Source organism: Faecalibacillus sp. H12 (genome assembly GCF_013361255.1).
GTDB lineage: Bacteria > Bacillota_I > Bacilli_A > Erysipelotrichales > Coprobacillaceae > Faecalibacillus > Faecalibacillus intestinalis.
Genome location: NZ_JABWDK010000018.1, coordinates 1 through 17,249, shown reverse-complemented (window position 1 = coordinate 17,249; position 17,249 = coordinate 1). Strand labels below are relative to the sequence as shown.

16 protein-coding genes are annotated in these 17,249 nt (G+C 23.9%); 2 read left to right on the top strand and 14 right to left on the bottom strand.

Annotated elements, in window-relative coordinates:
- Window position 1 precedes the first annotated feature (1 nt).
- Both HUU89_RS10615 and HUU89_RS10610 read left to right on the top strand, forming a co-directional pair.
- The gene (locus HUU89_RS10615) at window positions 2-532 is read left to right on the top strand and encodes an AAA family ATPase (RefSeq protein ID WP_175301734.1); all 531 of its coding nucleotides are present in this window, start codon (window positions 2-4) and stop codon (window positions 530-532) included.
- A 318-nt stretch (window positions 533-850) separates the two neighbouring features.
- The gene (locus HUU89_RS10610) at window positions 851-1,411 is read left to right on the top strand and encodes a helicase C-terminal domain-containing protein (RefSeq protein WP_175301733.1); all 561 of its coding nucleotides are present in this window, start codon (window positions 851-853) and stop codon (window positions 1,409-1,411) included.
- Window positions 1,412-1,873: 462 nt separating this feature from the next.
- Here HUU89_RS10610 and HUU89_RS10605 read toward each other — a convergent pair whose 3' ends face one another.
- The 14 genes from HUU89_RS10605 to HUU89_RS10540 all read right to left on the bottom strand — a co-directional run bounded on the left by HUU89_RS10605 (window position 1,874) and on the right by HUU89_RS10540 (window position 17,139).
- Window positions 1,874-2,017, bottom strand: a complete 144-nt coding sequence (locus tag HUU89_RS10605; RefSeq protein WP_175301732.1) for a hypothetical protein — start codon at window positions 2,015-2,017, stop codon at window positions 1,874-1,876.
- A 389-nt stretch (window positions 2,018-2,406) separates the two neighbouring features.
- Complete coding sequence (locus HUU89_RS10600) at window positions 2,407-2,658, bottom strand: hypothetical protein (RefSeq protein WP_175301731.1); 252 nt, start codon at window positions 2,656-2,658, stop codon at window positions 2,407-2,409.
- A gap of 106 nt (window positions 2,659-2,764) precedes the next feature.
- Window positions 2,765-3,301, bottom strand: coding sequence for a hypothetical protein (locus HUU89_RS10595; RefSeq protein ID WP_175301730.1), 537 nt, complete (start codon window positions 3,299-3,301; stop codon window positions 2,765-2,767).
- Window positions 3,302-3,380: 79 nt separating this feature from the next.
- Window positions 3,381-3,662, bottom strand: coding sequence for a hypothetical protein (locus HUU89_RS10590; RefSeq protein WP_175301729.1), 282 nt, complete (start codon window positions 3,660-3,662; stop codon window positions 3,381-3,383).
- A gap of 301 nt (window positions 3,663-3,963) precedes the next feature.
- Window positions 3,964-5,094: a hypothetical protein gene (locus HUU89_RS10585; protein WP_175301728.1), complete on the bottom strand. Its 1,131-nt coding sequence runs from the start codon at window positions 5,092-5,094 to the stop codon at window positions 3,964-3,966.
- Window positions 5,095-5,127: 33 nt separating this feature from the next.
- Window positions 5,128-5,364, bottom strand: a complete 237-nt coding sequence (locus HUU89_RS10580; RefSeq protein ID WP_175301727.1) for a hypothetical protein — start codon at window positions 5,362-5,364, stop codon at window positions 5,128-5,130.
- A 210-nt stretch (window positions 5,365-5,574) separates the two neighbouring features.
- On the bottom strand, window positions 5,575-6,939 hold the full coding sequence (locus tag HUU89_RS10575) for a hypothetical protein (RefSeq protein WP_175301726.1): 1,365 nt from the start codon (window positions 6,937-6,939) through the stop codon (window positions 5,575-5,577).
- 2 nt (window positions 6,940-6,941) lie between these two features.
- A complete protein-coding gene (locus HUU89_RS10570; protein WP_175301725.1) occupies window positions 6,942-8,012 on the bottom strand; it encodes a hypothetical protein in 1,071 nt (356 codons plus the stop codon).
- 47 nt (window positions 8,013-8,059) lie between these two features.
- Complete coding sequence (locus tag HUU89_RS10565) at window positions 8,060-10,474, bottom strand: DEAD/DEAH box helicase (RefSeq protein WP_175301724.1); 2,415 nt, start codon at window positions 10,472-10,474, stop codon at window positions 8,060-8,062.
- Window positions 10,458-11,414, bottom strand: a complete 957-nt coding sequence (locus HUU89_RS10560) for a Hachiman antiphage defense system protein HamA (RefSeq protein WP_175301723.1) — start codon at window positions 11,412-11,414, stop codon at window positions 10,458-10,460. Before HUU89_RS10560 ends, HUU89_RS10565 begins: the two co-directional genes overlap by 17 nt.
- Window positions 11,415-11,669: 255 nt before the next feature.
- The gene (locus HUU89_RS10555; RefSeq protein ID WP_175301722.1) at window positions 11,670-13,703 is read right to left on the bottom strand and encodes a UvrD-helicase domain-containing protein; all 2,034 of its coding nucleotides are present in this window, start codon (window positions 13,701-13,703) and stop codon (window positions 11,670-11,672) included.
- Complete coding sequence (locus HUU89_RS10550; RefSeq protein ID WP_175301721.1) at window positions 13,693-15,723, bottom strand: ATP-dependent nuclease; 2,031 nt, start codon at window positions 15,721-15,723, stop codon at window positions 13,693-13,695. The genes HUU89_RS10555 and HUU89_RS10550 overlap by 11 nt, the downstream gene beginning before the upstream one ends.
- Window positions 15,724-15,873: 150 nt before the next feature.
- Window positions 15,874-16,425: a VanZ family protein gene (locus HUU89_RS10545; protein WP_217498474.1), complete on the bottom strand. Its 552-nt coding sequence runs from the start codon at window positions 16,423-16,425 to the stop codon at window positions 15,874-15,876.
- A 165-nt stretch (window positions 16,426-16,590) separates the two neighbouring features.
- The gene (locus HUU89_RS10540) at window positions 16,591-17,139 is read right to left on the bottom strand and encodes a VanZ family protein (protein WP_175301720.1); all 549 of its coding nucleotides are present in this window, start codon (window positions 17,137-17,139) and stop codon (window positions 16,591-16,593) included.
- Between the last annotated feature and the right edge of the window lie 110 nt (window positions 17,140-17,249).

Below are 17,249 nucleotides of genomic sequence, written 5' to 3'. Positions count from 1 at the left end.
ATTGATTATTATATCAATTCAATCGACTTTTTTAAATACACTATTTTATTTGGCGCTTACTTATCAACAATTATTATCTGGAAATAATGTTTTTTTAACAGGTGGCGCAGGTACTGGTAAATCTTTTGTTTTACAACTTTTTATTAATGAAATGGAAAAACAAAATAAAAATGTTATTGTTTGTGCTCCTACCGGTATTGCTGCTATTAATATTCAAGGTGTTACCATCCATCGTTGTTTTCAAGTATCTCCAGAGCCTCAAGTAGTTAAACATATTAAAAAAGTTCCTCAAGTGGTAAAAGAAAGTGATATTATTATTATTGATGAAATCAGTATGTGTCGTATTGATCTATTTGATTTTGTTGTAAGAACAATTATGAAAGCAGAAGAAAACTCATTATCTCGTAAACAAATCGTCGTTGTTGGAGACTTTTTCCAACTACCTCCTGTTACTACAGATAATGATTTAGAAGTATTAAAAGAAATTTATGAAAATTATCATAAAGGTTATGCTTTTGAATCAACAAACTGACAAGATTTAAATTTTCAAACAGTTGAATTAAAACAAGTCATACGACAAAAGAATCCTGAATTTATTCATGAACTGAATAAAGCACGTATTGGTGATTATTCATGTGTTCATTATTTTAATACGCATTGTCAAAAGACTCTTTTTGAAAATGGTATTATTCTTACAGCAACTAATAGAAAAGCTGAACAAATCAATCATGATAGACTTTCTAAAATACCTTACAAAGCTAAAGTCTATCATTCAAGAATTGTTGGTGATGTTAAAAATTCTGATAAACCTACTCTAGATGAACTTCATTTAAAAATTGGTGCTCGTGTGATGGTTTTAATTAACGATACAGAACAAAATCTTTATCAAAATGGTTCATTTGGAAAAGTTTATAAATTAGAAGATGAAAGTGTTACCGTTCTCTTAGATACAAATAAAACACTTGTAACCTTTGGTTATCATGAATGGGCCATAGAAAACTATGTACTTTCTAAAAGAAAAGAAGGAGATATTGAAGATAATCATTTATCTAAAGAAAAAGTAGGTGCTTTTTATCAAATTCCTTTAAAACTTGCTTACGCTATTACAATGCATAAAAGCCAAGGTCAAACTTATGATCAAGTCAATCTTATTCCTTATTCATTTGATAATGGCCAACTCTATGTTGCCTTAAGTCGTGTTAAATCGATTGAAGGACTTTGTTTAATTAATCAATTAAGACAAGAAAATCTTATTTGTAGTCAGGAAGTAAAAGACTTTTATCATATTGGTTCATCTAAATCAAAAGACAAGCTAATCTATGAGTTAGGTAAAAAAGTTTTAAATAGTCATTTAACTTATCCAAAGGAAATACAAGATTTAATTGATTATATTCATAAAATAGATCGTTAAAATATTTTTAAATATGAAATCAATCAAAAAAAGCGTCATTATATTAATAGTTGTCGCTTTAATTTTTTTAATAACTTTATCCAATAAAAGACATATATTACTTGTATCATTAGAAAAATATTATTTATACATTTTTTCCTAGATAATCTCTTTCTATATCTTTACAAAACCACCCAAAATAATATCCATTAACTTCACAATATTTTTTACTTTTTTTAAAAACTTTTCATCTTCTATTTTAAAATTTAGATTCCAATACTTTTATTATTTGAAGACATACTTTCATATTTCTTTATAAGTTTATTAATAGTTTTTTCATTTTACCATTCATATATACAGGTGAAATTTTCACCTGTATAAAATCAAACTTATAGAAATATTCAATAGTTTACTTTATATAAATATAATCCACCTGATTTTTTTCTATTTATTTCTACATAAAGAATAAATTGTAACTCCATATCATTCTTCCTCACTTAAATCAATTATACCAATAAAATCAATAGCTTCAATATTAAATAGTGAACCTTCTATCATTCCTTCTTTACATAATTTAGATAGCAAATAATATTCGTTTCTTTTCCATGAATAGATTTGATGATTCATTGATAAAAATTCTATAAACTGCTTATTTTAATAAATCCATTGATCCTATATTATATGTTGTAAAACATAATTGTCCTTCTCCATAATTCATTAGATATTCTAATAAGACATATAATAAACATCTTGTAAATTAGTATCTAACTCATCAATAAAAATAATTCCTCCTAATGCCATTTCTTTTACATAAACAAATAGCTGAATGAGTTTTTTAATACTAATACTTTCAAATTAAAAAGAAATATCATAACCATTACATTTCTTAACAAGATTACAAATATAAAAGTCTTCATCTTCCTTTTTATCTATGATTATCTCTTTTAAATCATTTTTAAAAATTTTAATAAAATTTTCTAAATATTTTACTGCTTTTTGATAATCTTTTTTATTTTTTACACTCTTACTCGTTTTGCCATCAAATAATTTCTTTGTATATTCTTTTTGACATAAGTCAAAAAATCTAATTCAGATAAATTTTCTTCACCATACATTGAATAATATTTATTAATAAAATAATTTGTATAAATATCTTGTTGATCAAAGCAAACTGCAATGTTGTTTGCAAAATAGAGAAGAATAGATATATTTTGATTTAATAAACAACTTATTTTATCCTTTGGAAAAACATATAGCCAAAGTGTCAAATCATTCTATAAATTCTTTGTTTTATCAATAATCAACTTATAAAAATCAAATTTACCTTGATCTATTTCTCTATTTTTGACATCGTAAACAAGTTCTGGCTAATTTTTAGGGTTTTATTTCAAGCCTTTCTCTTGTTGTCATATTAAAAATATTCTCACTTAGCAAAGTATGAGTATATGTAACCATAAAATAAATTTCTTTGACATTTCTGTTTAAAATCAACTGTGCTGTTTCATTAATTTTTCTATAAAATGTAGTTTTAATATCACTTTGAAAAATATCAAACGTATAAGTATCATCATTATATATCGTCATCTTAACAGGCATCAAATCAGCAGTTTGAAATATTAAATTCATATATACAAATTTTTCAAAATAATCATCATTACTGATTTTAAAAAAACTAACAAAACTAGATAACAGTTTACGCTGTAACCCTTCACTATTTATTCCAAATGATACTGCTAATCTTTGTCCTCGTGAAAATATATTTTTATTTGGATAAAATATATAATCATTAATTGTTAGCATATCATTTGGTTTACTACTAAACTGTATATTATTTATTTTTTCTATTAGTATTTCGCAAAGTTTACATTTGTCTCCTATGTTATTATACATTAAGTTTAAAAAATCTTTCATTTGATTTATTCCTTCAATGCATCGTAACAGAATATTTATCTCTTCATTTTTTTATTTGTTTCAAAAAATGTAAATTTTGCTAAAAAAATACTTCGATTGGATTCTTTTTTGTAAGTTCATGTCTAATAGAATCAATTAAAGTTTCTAACTTTATATCATTTTCTACAATAAATACATTAGAATAGATATATTCACTTTTATTTGGATAATAAACTGTAATTTCTATTCTTTTTTGTAATGAAAATGGTAATTCTTTTGTTATTCTATTTCTTGATTCTACAAACCAATGATCCGTTAAATATTCTCTTAAATATTGTTCATATAATGATAAATATTCAATGTGTGTAAAGGACTTTTTCATAACGAAAGTAATATTTCTATATTCAGAAAAAATTTATCAAGATTTGATATATTATCAAAAAATCTTTTTCTTTATCAAATGCTTCCAAGCTACTTAATGCGCTATAAAACTTTTGAAACGCTGGCTATAAAATACCTGTCATAAACTATCCTAGTATATTGCAACTAATTTATCTTAGTAGTCATTTACAATATACGTTCCTTTCTATTAATTCTATTTATATGTGATTGATTATAATTTTTTCAGCCTTATGTCTTGAGTACTTCTAAAAGTAACATACCATACCTCATTACTTAAATCATTATTCAATATAATAATTTAACCTAAATAAATTATTTATTGCCTTTCGTATATTTATGTCACTTATACCATAATATCTTAATTGCATTGCATATATTATATATTCCAAATAAATTAAATCTAATAGAGAAAAACCTATAAAATCCTTATTCAAATTTCCGTGTGCAAAATTATTTCTTTGATTAGCCAAACGATCACCCATTTTAGAATAATCTAAGATTTCATTATTAAGTTCATATAGATTTTTTCCAAAATTTCCTATAGCATCATCGAAATCATTTCCTGTTTTTATTATTTTACTTTGTAAATTGTCAGAACTAATTAAATTTTTTAAAAACTTATACTTTTTCTTTAACTTTCCTTTACTTTTATTTATTAGATCTTCAATTGCCTCCATCGCTTCATTTTCAATTTGAATTGTATTACTATCTTTAGGAATACCATCAGGATACATTCTTTTAAACTCCCATTCAAAAGCTGCCATAATCATTATAAATCGTGATGCGTCAATTAAACGTCCAGATTTATATGTTTCAGGCAAATGGCGTAAATATAACAAATTATCAGCAATATCTGCCAGAATCTTGCCTTCATATCCCACAATTAGCGATTGTGATATGTATCGTTTTTCTTTTAATGAATTCAAGTCACAAGAATGTAATTCATCAATGATATGCAATGTAGCAAATTTTAAATATTTAACATTTTCATAAGGAGCATATAAATCAACATTAGGTAAATAAACGTCTCTTCTATAGCATAAAAATTGTATAAATTGTTTAGCAATATAAAAAAGCCTTAATATAAATTTATAATCATTTGTTTTTTCAAAATCAAAAATCAATGCTGAATTTATAGACAATGGGCTATCAATAAGTGTATTACATGTATTTGTTGTTATATAAAAATGAGACTTTACTTTTATTTTATTTACTACAAATTCTTGTTCTTTCGTAAGTGTTGTATTAAATTCTTTTGTTATTAATGATACTTTCCCCATTTTTTCGTAAATAAATTGATATGCCTGATTGATTGGATAAATACAATTAATTTCCTGACTTTTAAAAGTAACCCTATTTATATAATTTATTCCTCTGTCACATAAAATATACCCTATCAATTTAACAACCAAAACAGAATTATAATTATCAATTCGTGTATCTTTTTATGTAATAAAAATTATTATTTTATTATTTTCATTACATTTTCCTATTAAATACGATTCTTTCATTATTGGTATATTATCTGTAAGGAGCCCTCTTACAATTTGTTTTTTTAACCAATCTCTATCAATTTTTTCTACAGGTGGAATTAATCTTAACTCTTTCCTATCAAAAACAAACTCAAAATCAACATCTTTGTAACATAACTGTCCCGTATATATGGATAAATCTTTTATCATACTATTTCCTCATTTCAAATCACAAAATAATTACCTACTAAAATTCTATTAAATTATCTTTTTATATATAATAAATCACTTACTTCCTCATAACATTCATGAAGAAAACGATACATCATATTCTGTATTTTTTTGCAGTCTTGATTACTTATCGAAATTCAACACCAAATTATAAATATCATCTATATTATCAATAACTAGTTCCTAATTTTAAAAATAAATTCTGAAAATTATTATCATTCCCGTAATAATAAACAACCAAATAAATACAATTATTATCGATAAAATATTTGTTCTTTTTCTTATAGAATTAAAATCATCGTCAAAAACATTTCCTATTTCATCAGGAAATAGCCTATCATATTGCTTTTTTAATTGCTCATTTACTTTAACAAGTTGGTTCATTTTAAAAGCATTCAATGCAATAGACACAATTACTGAAATGTAAGAACCAAACAATATTAGATATACTACTTTTTTCATATCACCAACAAAAATTTCTTTCAAATTATTATTTCCTGCTATATTAAGTATTACTACCGTAAAAATAAAACCGAAAATTGCAGTAATATCTTTTGTAAAATCACCAATATAGCTCTTAATTATATCGGAACATTTATCACAATTTTCCATGATTAATTTTGCATATTTCTCTTTTAAATAAAAATATTTATCAACATTTTTCTTTAATGATAATGTATAATTTGCTTTACATGCTGCTAACACACTATTATTAAATATTCCATTAAAAACAGTCGTTATAATAGTTTTTGTAAAATATAATTTTTCAAAATAATTGTCCTTTTCCTGATATACCCAATTATATATATCATAGCATTTACAATTAGTATAAGTATATTTTATACCATTAATCATATAATACGTATTATCTTTATCATCAAATACACAATCAGTTAAATAGACTAGTGATAACAATTCGGTAATTTTATTAAATTTTTTCTTAATTTCTTTAAATTCTTCCATTTCATTAATTGTTACTATTTTAAAATCTTCTGGTAAAAGCTTAAAATCACTAACACTTGTACTAGTTCTATAATTAAATTCTTTATCAATTGCATTTATTTTTTCAAGACGATTATATTTATCAATTTTTCGAATATTTCCTATAGAAATATTTTGAGTTTTTAATATTTCTTGATTACAATTAAATATTAAATATTGAGCATTTTTTAATAAAATATTGAAACTCTCCATTAATTTCAAATAAGATTGTGTATCTAAAAATTCAATAAATGATTTTATATCATAAACATTAACAATTTTTTTAAAATTATGATAAACAGGATTTTTTTCTATATTAATAGTTATTTTTTCAATATATTCCATATCTATTATATCAATATCTTCTTCCTTTAAAATTTTAAAATCTTCATCATTAGAATCTACAACTAACTTTATGCTATCATTATCTAATTTTAATTTTAAAAGATTTATAATATCTTGCTTATCAATAATGTAATCAATATCTTTTACAACAATATTTACCTTTGTTAACGTTTCATTTACACTATAATTAGGTTTTTTATTAATGAAAAAGATATTACTTTTTAGCATTTTTACTCTTCCTTCCTCTTAAAAGCATTAAACGTATCAGGTTCTGTTACTTTAATTTTTATGTACATTTCATCATTTTCAATTACTGATGAAATAGTTTCTTTTATATTTTCAATTTGATTTTTTCTGTTCAAAACTAATTCAACACCGGAAATAACGTCATATGTTTGTTTTATTTTTGCAGAAATAACATCTGGATTTGTAGTAAATTGTGTATCAAATTTTTTTGTTTTAGGTAATGATTCTAATTTAGCCTTTAATCTTTCAACATCATCTTTTGACATATCAGTTCCAACGTAACCATCCATTATTTCATCTAACATATCATAATAATTAATTGTTCTCTTTTCTTTCTTAAAATATCCATAAAAAGCATTAAATAATATTGGATGATCAGCAGGATATTGCTTTTTAACATTTATATTTAAACATTTTCTTATTTCATTAAAAGACGTTTTCGTATTATATTCATCTGTACTAGCTTCAGATAACTCAAGAAATTCTCCACTCCAATATTTTGCATTATTATTCACATAAACTTCAGCATCTTCGAATTCTATACAATCTTCATCATTTACACTAAATATAAGTCTACATGACTTATATACTTTTGTATTTTTTATTTGTATTCCTATAGTTTTTATAAAATCCAATTCACTATAAAATTCAGCATGTTCAAACTTTGAAAGGTAATATTCATAGCGTTCCTTTTCTTCATTATAAACAATTGCTTGTAACAAACTTCCCCTTTGGATTCTATTTCCAATTGTTTTTTGTTGTCTATCATCCAAAAATAATTCAATTTCCAATAGATGATATGCAATTTTATATGCATATTTATTAAAAGAATTTATATCTAGTTCATTTTTATATATTTTTTTGCAAACTTCTTTTGCAGTTTTTAAAACCAATGTATCTTGTGATTTTTCTATATATTTCTTTAAATTTTCTTGCATATTAATCTGTTGAAGCATTCTACTTAGTGCCTCTTCAAAATCATTTTTATGATCCCTATAATTAACACTTCCTTGATCCAAATCAATACTATGAATACTACTAAATTTAATTTCCATTTTATTTTCCCCTCGTAACTAGAAATAATATATCTTTTTAAATAAAATTAGCTAAAAATAGACTTAATGGCTTTATCAAACAATTCCTTTTCATATGCATCTAATAATGTCTTAATATCATTCAAATGTCCTAAAATATAGCTTTTACTCAACACTATATCCATTGATATTAATTTTACATTATAATCCTCAATTCTTTTTATTGCATCAACTGGAAATCCAAATTCAACTAACTGTTCTCCAAAATAGCTTTTCACTCCTGTTTCAAAAAAACGTGTAACTTTTGATAATGAAAAATTATTCAAACTTTTTTCTTTAATTGAAGATGCATATACAAAGATGGTTTCAAACAACGTTAGAATTTTAGGTATTTTATGCTCAATAATTTCCTTTTGGTTTTTGAATGCATCCATATATGCTCTATCAATACTTTTGTTTTTTGCTTTCTCATCTTTATTATTTTCATTTTTTTGAGCATTATTAATTTCATATTGTAACAATCCGTGAAAACCCTGAGTACAATATGTATGACATATTGCCTTATATATACGAGCAATTTTTTCTTCAAGTAACCCTGCTTGAGAAAAAATATCAAGTACTGTATTCATAGCACTATAATCAGTAAATTGTTTCAATATATCATGAAAACCTATTTTTTTATAAAATTTATCATATAGTTCTCTATCTTCTATTAAAAAACACAGTAACTTTTCTTGATATTCTTTTCTTATTAATCTGTTTTTTTCATAAACATCATTTGGTAATTTATAACCTCTTTGTTCGTCCATTCTTTTTTTCTTAAGAATTTTATTGTCAAAAGAGAGATCCTCATATTCTGCATTATCTATATCTATAGGATCCAAAATTTGTTCATCATATGTTGAAAAATTAAGTTCCAAATCCTCAGCTTCTTCGAATTTTTTCAACTCTTTATCAACTAAAAAATATCTTCCAACAAAATTATGATAATACCTTCCTGCTCTTCCAATAATATTTTTAAAATCAAATACTGTTAAATCGCTACCACCTTTTTTGTGATTTAATATAACCATATTCTTTGCGTTTGTATTAACCCCTTCAACAATTGTTGATGTACAGAATAATAAATCAAATACTCCTTCGTTAAATAAATCAAGAACTTCCTTTTGAATATACTTAGGCATTTTTCCATGATGCATTCCAAAACCCATCTGTAATATTTTTATAAAACTCCATTCTTCAATAGAATTATTGATATTATAATTTCTTTTAAGATGTTCAATAAAAATATTAAATCTATTATTTTCTATAATTTTACCTTTATGACTTTTCGCTAACTTAGTAGCATATTCGTTTGCTTTAGAAGGTGTTGTACAGTACAACATCGTTGCTCCATATCCTCTTCTTTCAATATAGTCAACTACATCACAAATTCGATCATTTACTTTACTTCTTAGTTCAAAAGAACTAGGCTTCTCTAAATATGTTAAATCATCATAATCCTCATCAATTGTCTTGCCATATGCTTTTACTTGTATTCGTTTTGTGGGCTCAAAATCGATTTCTTTGATTTTAATTTTATTTGCTTCAATGTATCTATTCATCCCAACTCCGAATTTATCTTTTTTTATATTAGGACCAGCTAAATAATAATCATCTACCCTCTTAGAAAGAATGTATAAACATATACGAAAAGTTTTAGCTCTTGCTTCATCTAAAAAAGTTTTATTCGTATATGTATATGGATTATTTTTCTGAATTTTTTCATAACTATCATTCATCTCATCATTAAAATAATCTTCATCAATTTTATACATTTCATCATAAAAGAAAAAATCTATCTTAACATCTGGATAGTTTGCTAGTAACTGCATTGCCCTTTCAGGAGTAAATACAAAAATATTTCGCTCATGAATATTTATTTCGCTATCAATAGATTTAATAACGTTGTATCCCATTTCTTTTTCTTTATTTAATTCTTCCATATTTTGTGCATTTTCTCGTAATAGCGCTACTGTTGGAAATACAAGTAATACATTATTATATCTTTCTTTATTCAAAAATAATATTTCTCTCATAATAAAAGTTTTTCCGTATGAAGTAGGAGCACTAACTAACATTCTTTTTTTATTCAATGATTGATAAAAATCAATGATACCTTGTTGACTTTTATCAAGAATATTATTAATTCTAACTTTAGACTTATACCTATTAACAATACTTTCATTACGCAAATATGTTAATTCTGATGAATTTTGTTTCATCGAAACATCATTTCTATAAAATCCATTTTGCACATTATAGCCAAAAATACGCATCTTATGTGAAGCGGTATACAATAATTCTCTAATAAGCGGATCTTTTTTTAGATTATTATTTTCAGAAATTACACATACTAAATCTCGTAATTTCTTTTTAGTATCTATATCTTCTTCGTTATAATTATTTATTGCATCTAAAAGTAAATTAACGTAATCCTGCATAGAATCCTTCATCTCCTCGTAAAGCGTCAATATCTTCTATTGGAAATATAATGAAAATTAATGTCGGGTCTATTCCTTCAAAATCAAAAGATTTTTCAAAATGTTTTTTTGCCCATTCAATTTCAGATTTCATTTTTTTCTCCAAATTTTCAATATCTTCATACACTTTTTTTCTGTTATACGCTAAAAGACACGGTATACATATATCTATATTTTGTATTTTCAAATAATCTATTAGTATTTTTGATCGTTTATCATCACTTTCATCAATATTTCGCATATTCAATTTACTTAACAAACTTAAAATTTGTTGTGCTTCTTCTGTAACCCCAACAGGTTTATCAGCTAAAAAATATATTTGATCCGCCATATATAAATTTGTAAATTTATTTTTTAAATCATCTAAAATTCCATTTTTGCAATACTGCATACTTCCCAATTTGGCTTGTCCCAACCAAATTGTTATTTTTCCGTTTGTATTAGTAAAATAAGTTAAATCATAACCCTTTATTTCATTATTATCATTTTGTCGAAATATTGTCCTAACAGCCATTTTATATGAATTTGGCATCATAGTTTGTATAATTGCATCTAATAAAACTTCACTTGGCAACCCATCCTGATTAGCTTGGCGTTCAGGTAATCGATTTTTATATGTATACTTAACAGCATTTTCTAAATTTGAAAAAAGTTTATTTTCAAAATTAGTTACTATCTCATCTTCTCCATAACAATAAAATACAATATTTTTCCTCATTAACTTACCAAGACTTTTATGACATTGGTGATTACATTTATTTTCACATTTTTCCTTGCAATTATGGCTTAATGGTTGAAAAAAATTTATTTCATTTACTTTATCATATATTGCAATCTCTTGTTTAAAATCATCACATATGTATTTACTATATAATTTTTGATATTTTTTTGATATAGACACTGTATTCACCTCCATAATTGCACTATCTTTACATAAGCACTTTACAATTTAAATTGAAATCTACTGTTAACTTACAAAATATTTTTTATTTCTATGAACATAATATATTAAATATAAATATATATTTATTTTATATTATAAGTTAGACACCTTATTTTTGCTGTTTAAATAAAATAATAACCCGTAACTAAAGTTACAATATGATATAATTTATCATTTAATAACTTTATCATTCTATTTTTTTAATATGTATACTCACTTTAAAAATAAATCTGTATAAATGTTATTAAATATTGTTTCTAAATTTGATTTTTGAATTTGTGATAGTGAATCCAAATAAACAATACATAAATTTTTAGTTGCTCTAGTTACAGCAACATAAAGTAAATTGCGTGCTTTTTCTGTTTTTTCATCATCTTCTTCACACGTTTCTAAAATATTTTCAAACAAACTAGAAAAAGAAATTCTACTTCTTCCAAAACTTTGGTTCATAAATATAACTACATTATCAAATTCTTTTCCCTTTGTACTATGGTACGTATGATATTCAACATTTTCATTACTAATATCATTTACGAAGTTATACCAATTATTATAAACACTTATATTCATTTCAAGAAAAGAATTAACTTGATCTATCTTATCTTGGCTTATTTCTTCATCACTTTTATATAAAGTATTACAAATATAATTTATCAAATCGTCATATGATCCAATATCTTCGATAAAAATCGAATCAATAACTTTTCTAATGTTTTTATCACTATTTCTTAAATCAAAAAAATCCTGTAAGTATTCTTTTAAGTTTTCACCATTTAAACCTTTCATATCATCTATCATTTTCTTTATGGTATTATATGGATAATTATAATTAATCAATATATTGCTTAATAAAGTATTTTCATTTGCTAATTTGTATTTAAATTCTAAGATTCTATATAATAAATTCTGTATTGGCCCTAATTTTTTTATATCATTACTCATTGTTTCTTGGGATAACCTTGTATAATTTGATTTTTTATAATAATCTGAGTTTTTAAAAAATTCATAAAACTCTTTAAATCCACTACTTTCTGCAACGATTTCATTTTTTAGTTCAAAACAATGCAATTTATTGTCCTTTGAAATCTTCCATCTAGTACATAAATAGTTAATAACATCTTCTCGTGAATTATTAATATTATAAAAAATAATCTCACTCTTTGGAAAATTACTATAGATAGATTTTTGTTTAATAGAATCATTTCTTATTTCATTTGCAACATTAATTATTTCAGGCGAACATCGTCTATTATATTCCTTTTTTATATATTCAAAATTCAGTAAATAATTATAAATATTTTTTCCAATGCCTTTTTCATATATATTTTGCTTTGTATCTCCATAATATCCTAAAACAAATGGATGCGATAATTGCTTAGAATAGTCTAATATTTTATTAAAAAAGCTAACAACTTCTTCTGCAGTATCTTGATATTCATCAATCAAAACAAATGGATTTTTATCACAAATTATTTGTTTTAATATATCACTTTTATCAAGAATCCTATTCGCATATTCTAATAAAGTATCATGACTAATATACATTTTATCTAATCTATCATAATTGAATCGAGCATCATATTTCACTTGTGTATATCCTGTTTTTTCTTCATCAATATAGGAAATTGTCTTTTCATAACTATCTATCTTTATTAAATTATCTGCTATATTGATAAATGCATTTTTTGTCTTTAACACATTTTCATTTAAAATGCCCCATTTCCTAACTTCATCAAATAATTCATCTTTTTTTGATCCTTTAATCTTATAATATTCTTTTTTGTTATTACCTAATATGTTTTTTATATTATCTTTTTCACTTTGTTCTAAACTACCATATTCTTTCATACTTTCTAAATCGTTTTTACATATTTTAATTATATCTTCTAAATTATTTCTATGATACTTTACTAATAATTGCTGATATGGCGATATTGTTTCCCAAATATATTCATGTATTGTTGAGACATCTACTATCTGCGTATTTCCTAATCTTTCTTTTATCTCATCTGCAGCAACATTCGTATAAGTAATACAAATTACCTTTTGATTATTAAATTTCAATTTGCGTTCATTTGTCACTACAATATATTTTAAAGTTTCAATGAGCGAATATGTTTTTCCAGCCCCTGCCCCAGAATCAAAAATCCAACTTCTTTCATTATCAATACACTCTTTAATTTTTTCAATTGTTTGAATTTCTTTTTTTCTATCTTCTTCAGAAATATCTAAGTTATCATAGTTCATCTTTTTCACCCAATTTTTCTTTAATAAAATCTAATCCATCTGTAATATACTTTGGAAGTTCAATTCCATGTTGATCATTTGTTATAACTTCATAAAGAATTTCATTTGCAAATTCACTTTTAGCTTTAGATTTAGACAATCTCATTTGTATTTCATATGATCTTTTTTCCATATTTTCTTCAACACATTTAGTTAAATTTCCATTAACTCTTGTTATTACTTTTTTTAATGAATCATTATTACAATTTGTAAGTATCAGTGCTTCTTCAAAACTTGTAGCATAATATCCTTGTATTTCGTCTTTTTGGCATGTAACCATTAAATTGTCCTTTTTATAATAAACACCATCTATTATTTCTTTTGCTGTTTTATCTTCATAATAGTGCTTAATACAACCATTTGTGCTCTTTCTATTTTCTAAATCAGGATAAGTCATTTGTAGATATTTCTTTTCATGTCCATCTTGATCTTTATTCTTTTCAAAATTTTCTCTTTTAAAATCAATATCTGTAATTATTAATGCTGGAATATTTAAAATTTTTATTAATTTCTCATATTTTTGTGCATATGCTCCATTGAGTAAAAAGATGCTAATATAGTATTTGTTATAATCCTCATTTTCTTTCATCACATGTTTCAATAATACATATTCTGTAATACCTTCAACAAATATAACAGCATCGGAGAAAAACATTTCTGAAACACCAAACTTAATATGTTTTTTTAAATATTGAAAATTCTTTTTATCATTATTTCCCTGAATTATTTGATCATTTAAAGCTACATTCTTTGAATTATTATTTTCAGTTGTAATATAATTTATATCATTAAAAGAATTTCCTTCATGAATTTTACTATTTAAGATATGTGCTGAATGCGTTGTTATAATTATTTGACTATTTACATTTTTATGCCCTTCACTTAGTAAAGAAGATACCATTCTATTAATATGTCTAATAAATAGTTCTTGCATTTGAGGATGCATATAAGTTTCGGGTTCTTCAATTGCTATTAAATTAATTTGACTATTAAATTTACTAGTTGGATATTTATCTATATATGTAATAATGTCAGCAACAATCATCATAAGATTCGTATAACCTAATCCAAACTGATTTTCAGGAATGAATTTTTCTTTTTCTATGTATTCATATTTAACAATATCGCTTATTAAATTATTGAAGTTCATATCTACTTTTAATAATATTTGACATTTTTTTGATGATAGCATTGATTTTAAAGATTTATTAATGGATTCCGAATAATTTTCTTTTAAATATTCCGTTAATTGTTTATTGATTTCATCTATTTTTTTATCGATATCATCCATTTTTTTATTTTCATCTATTAAATGATTATATCGATAATCTACTATTTTTGAAAAAGACCTTGATAAACAATCATTACTTGTAATATTATTTGCTGAAATGGCTTCTATATTTATTAACTTCTTTAAAATATTATTCTTTACTAAATCCTTATTCGAATTATAATACGTATATTTAAAAGTCGTGTTATTTATTAATTCTAAAAATTTAGCAAACTCTTGGTTTTCATCATAATCTTTTTCTAAAACGTCCTTTACTTTTTGACGATATATTCCTTCATCTGCTACTTCCCATTTTACTTCAATAATTAACTCATTAAAATCTAAACCTCCTATTGTTAATAAAGGAATAATATTTGTTAGTAAATCATTACTAGCCATATCTACTTGAATTGTCAATTCAAACTCAATAACAGGCGAAATCATTTTATCTTTATTATCATTATACCCATTCAATAATTCTCTTAAGTAATCAAAATTAAAATCTTCTGCTTTTAAATCAATACCATTTATAACTCTTTTCAAAGCTTCAATAACTGTTGTTTTTCCACCATTATTTTGTCCTATAATCAATGTTGTTTTAGGAGCAATATTTACATCTTCACCATAGTCACTTGTTAATGCAAAATTTATTTCATTATTATTCTCTGTAAATTTTCTGAAATTTGTTAATTTAAATTTTTTTAGGTTCATATTTAACCTCCTAATCTTTTACATATATTTGCTCTTATTTCTATAAAAAAATAAATAGATAACACATATTATTATACAACTTGTGTTATCTATTTACTGTTTTCGTTCACGAACGGCTACTTTTCGTGCGTGAATGACATATATTTACTTTTATTTACAACTTTTTCTTAATATTCTATTACTTATCAATATACCTATTAAAAAACCTAAACTATTATGAATAATATCATCAAACTCAAATAAACCTCTACATAAAACTAATTGCAATAACTCAATAGAAAAAGAAATACCAATACCTATCAATAACCCTACCTTCCAATCTATCTTTTTACCATATGCTAATGGTAAAAAGATACCAATTGGTAAAAGCATAACAATATTTAATATATTTTCTAATAATAAATCATATCTAGAAGCAGTTCCCAATCTCCCTATAGGATGAATAATCTCTTTCCATGACCAAAATACTTCTAGTTGATATTTTCTAGTACTTGGTAATCTAGAAAATACTGTTGATCCATAAACATGTAAAAGATAAATAATAAATAAGATACTAAAACACATTTGTGTTTTAGTTATCTTATTCTTTTTATAATATCTTTCTAATATGATAAAACTGATAATCATTACAATAATTACAGTTATTAATTCTATTTTACTCCATTTAGGATAATGAGAAATAATGGTTTGAAATATATCCAATGTTTTAACTACTAATATACTGTATATTTATACAATATACTTTTTCCTTTCTACCAACCTTGGTTGTTAGTCATTATTTGTATCTTATTATTGTACAAGATACAAATAATGTAAACATAAAATTTAGATCAAATAGCAAAAAAGCAGCCTCTAAATTTAAGGCTGCTAGCTTATTTTATTCATTAATAATACTTTGTTAATAATCACTATTCCTATTAAAAAACCCAAACTATTATGAATAATATCATCAACATCAAACATTCCTCTACATAAAACCAATTGCATCAATTCAATAGAAAAAGAAATACAAAAACCTATCAATAAACCTACCTTCCAATTTATCTTTTTACCATATACTAATGGTAAAAAGATACCTAAAGGTAAAAGCATAATAACATTTAATATATTCTCCAAGAACAATTCATACTTTGGATATGTCGTATTCATTGAATTTAATATTTCTTTCCATGACCAAAATACTTCTAACTTACATATTCTTTTACTTGGTAATCTAGAAAAAACAGTAGATCCATAAACATGTAATAAATAGATAATAAATAAAATACAAAAAAACATTTGTATTTTATTTATTTTATCTTTTTTATAAAATCTTTCTAAAATAATAAAACTTATAATCATTACTATAACTACAGCAATTAATTCTATTTTACTCCAATGAGGGTAATGAGAAATAACCGTTTGATATATATCCAATTTAAATTACCTTCCTATCACTACTTATTATTGACAATATCTTGAATATGTTTACTTACTTGATCATGTAAATCTTCTCTATCTAATGCAAAATCTATTGTTGCTTTGAT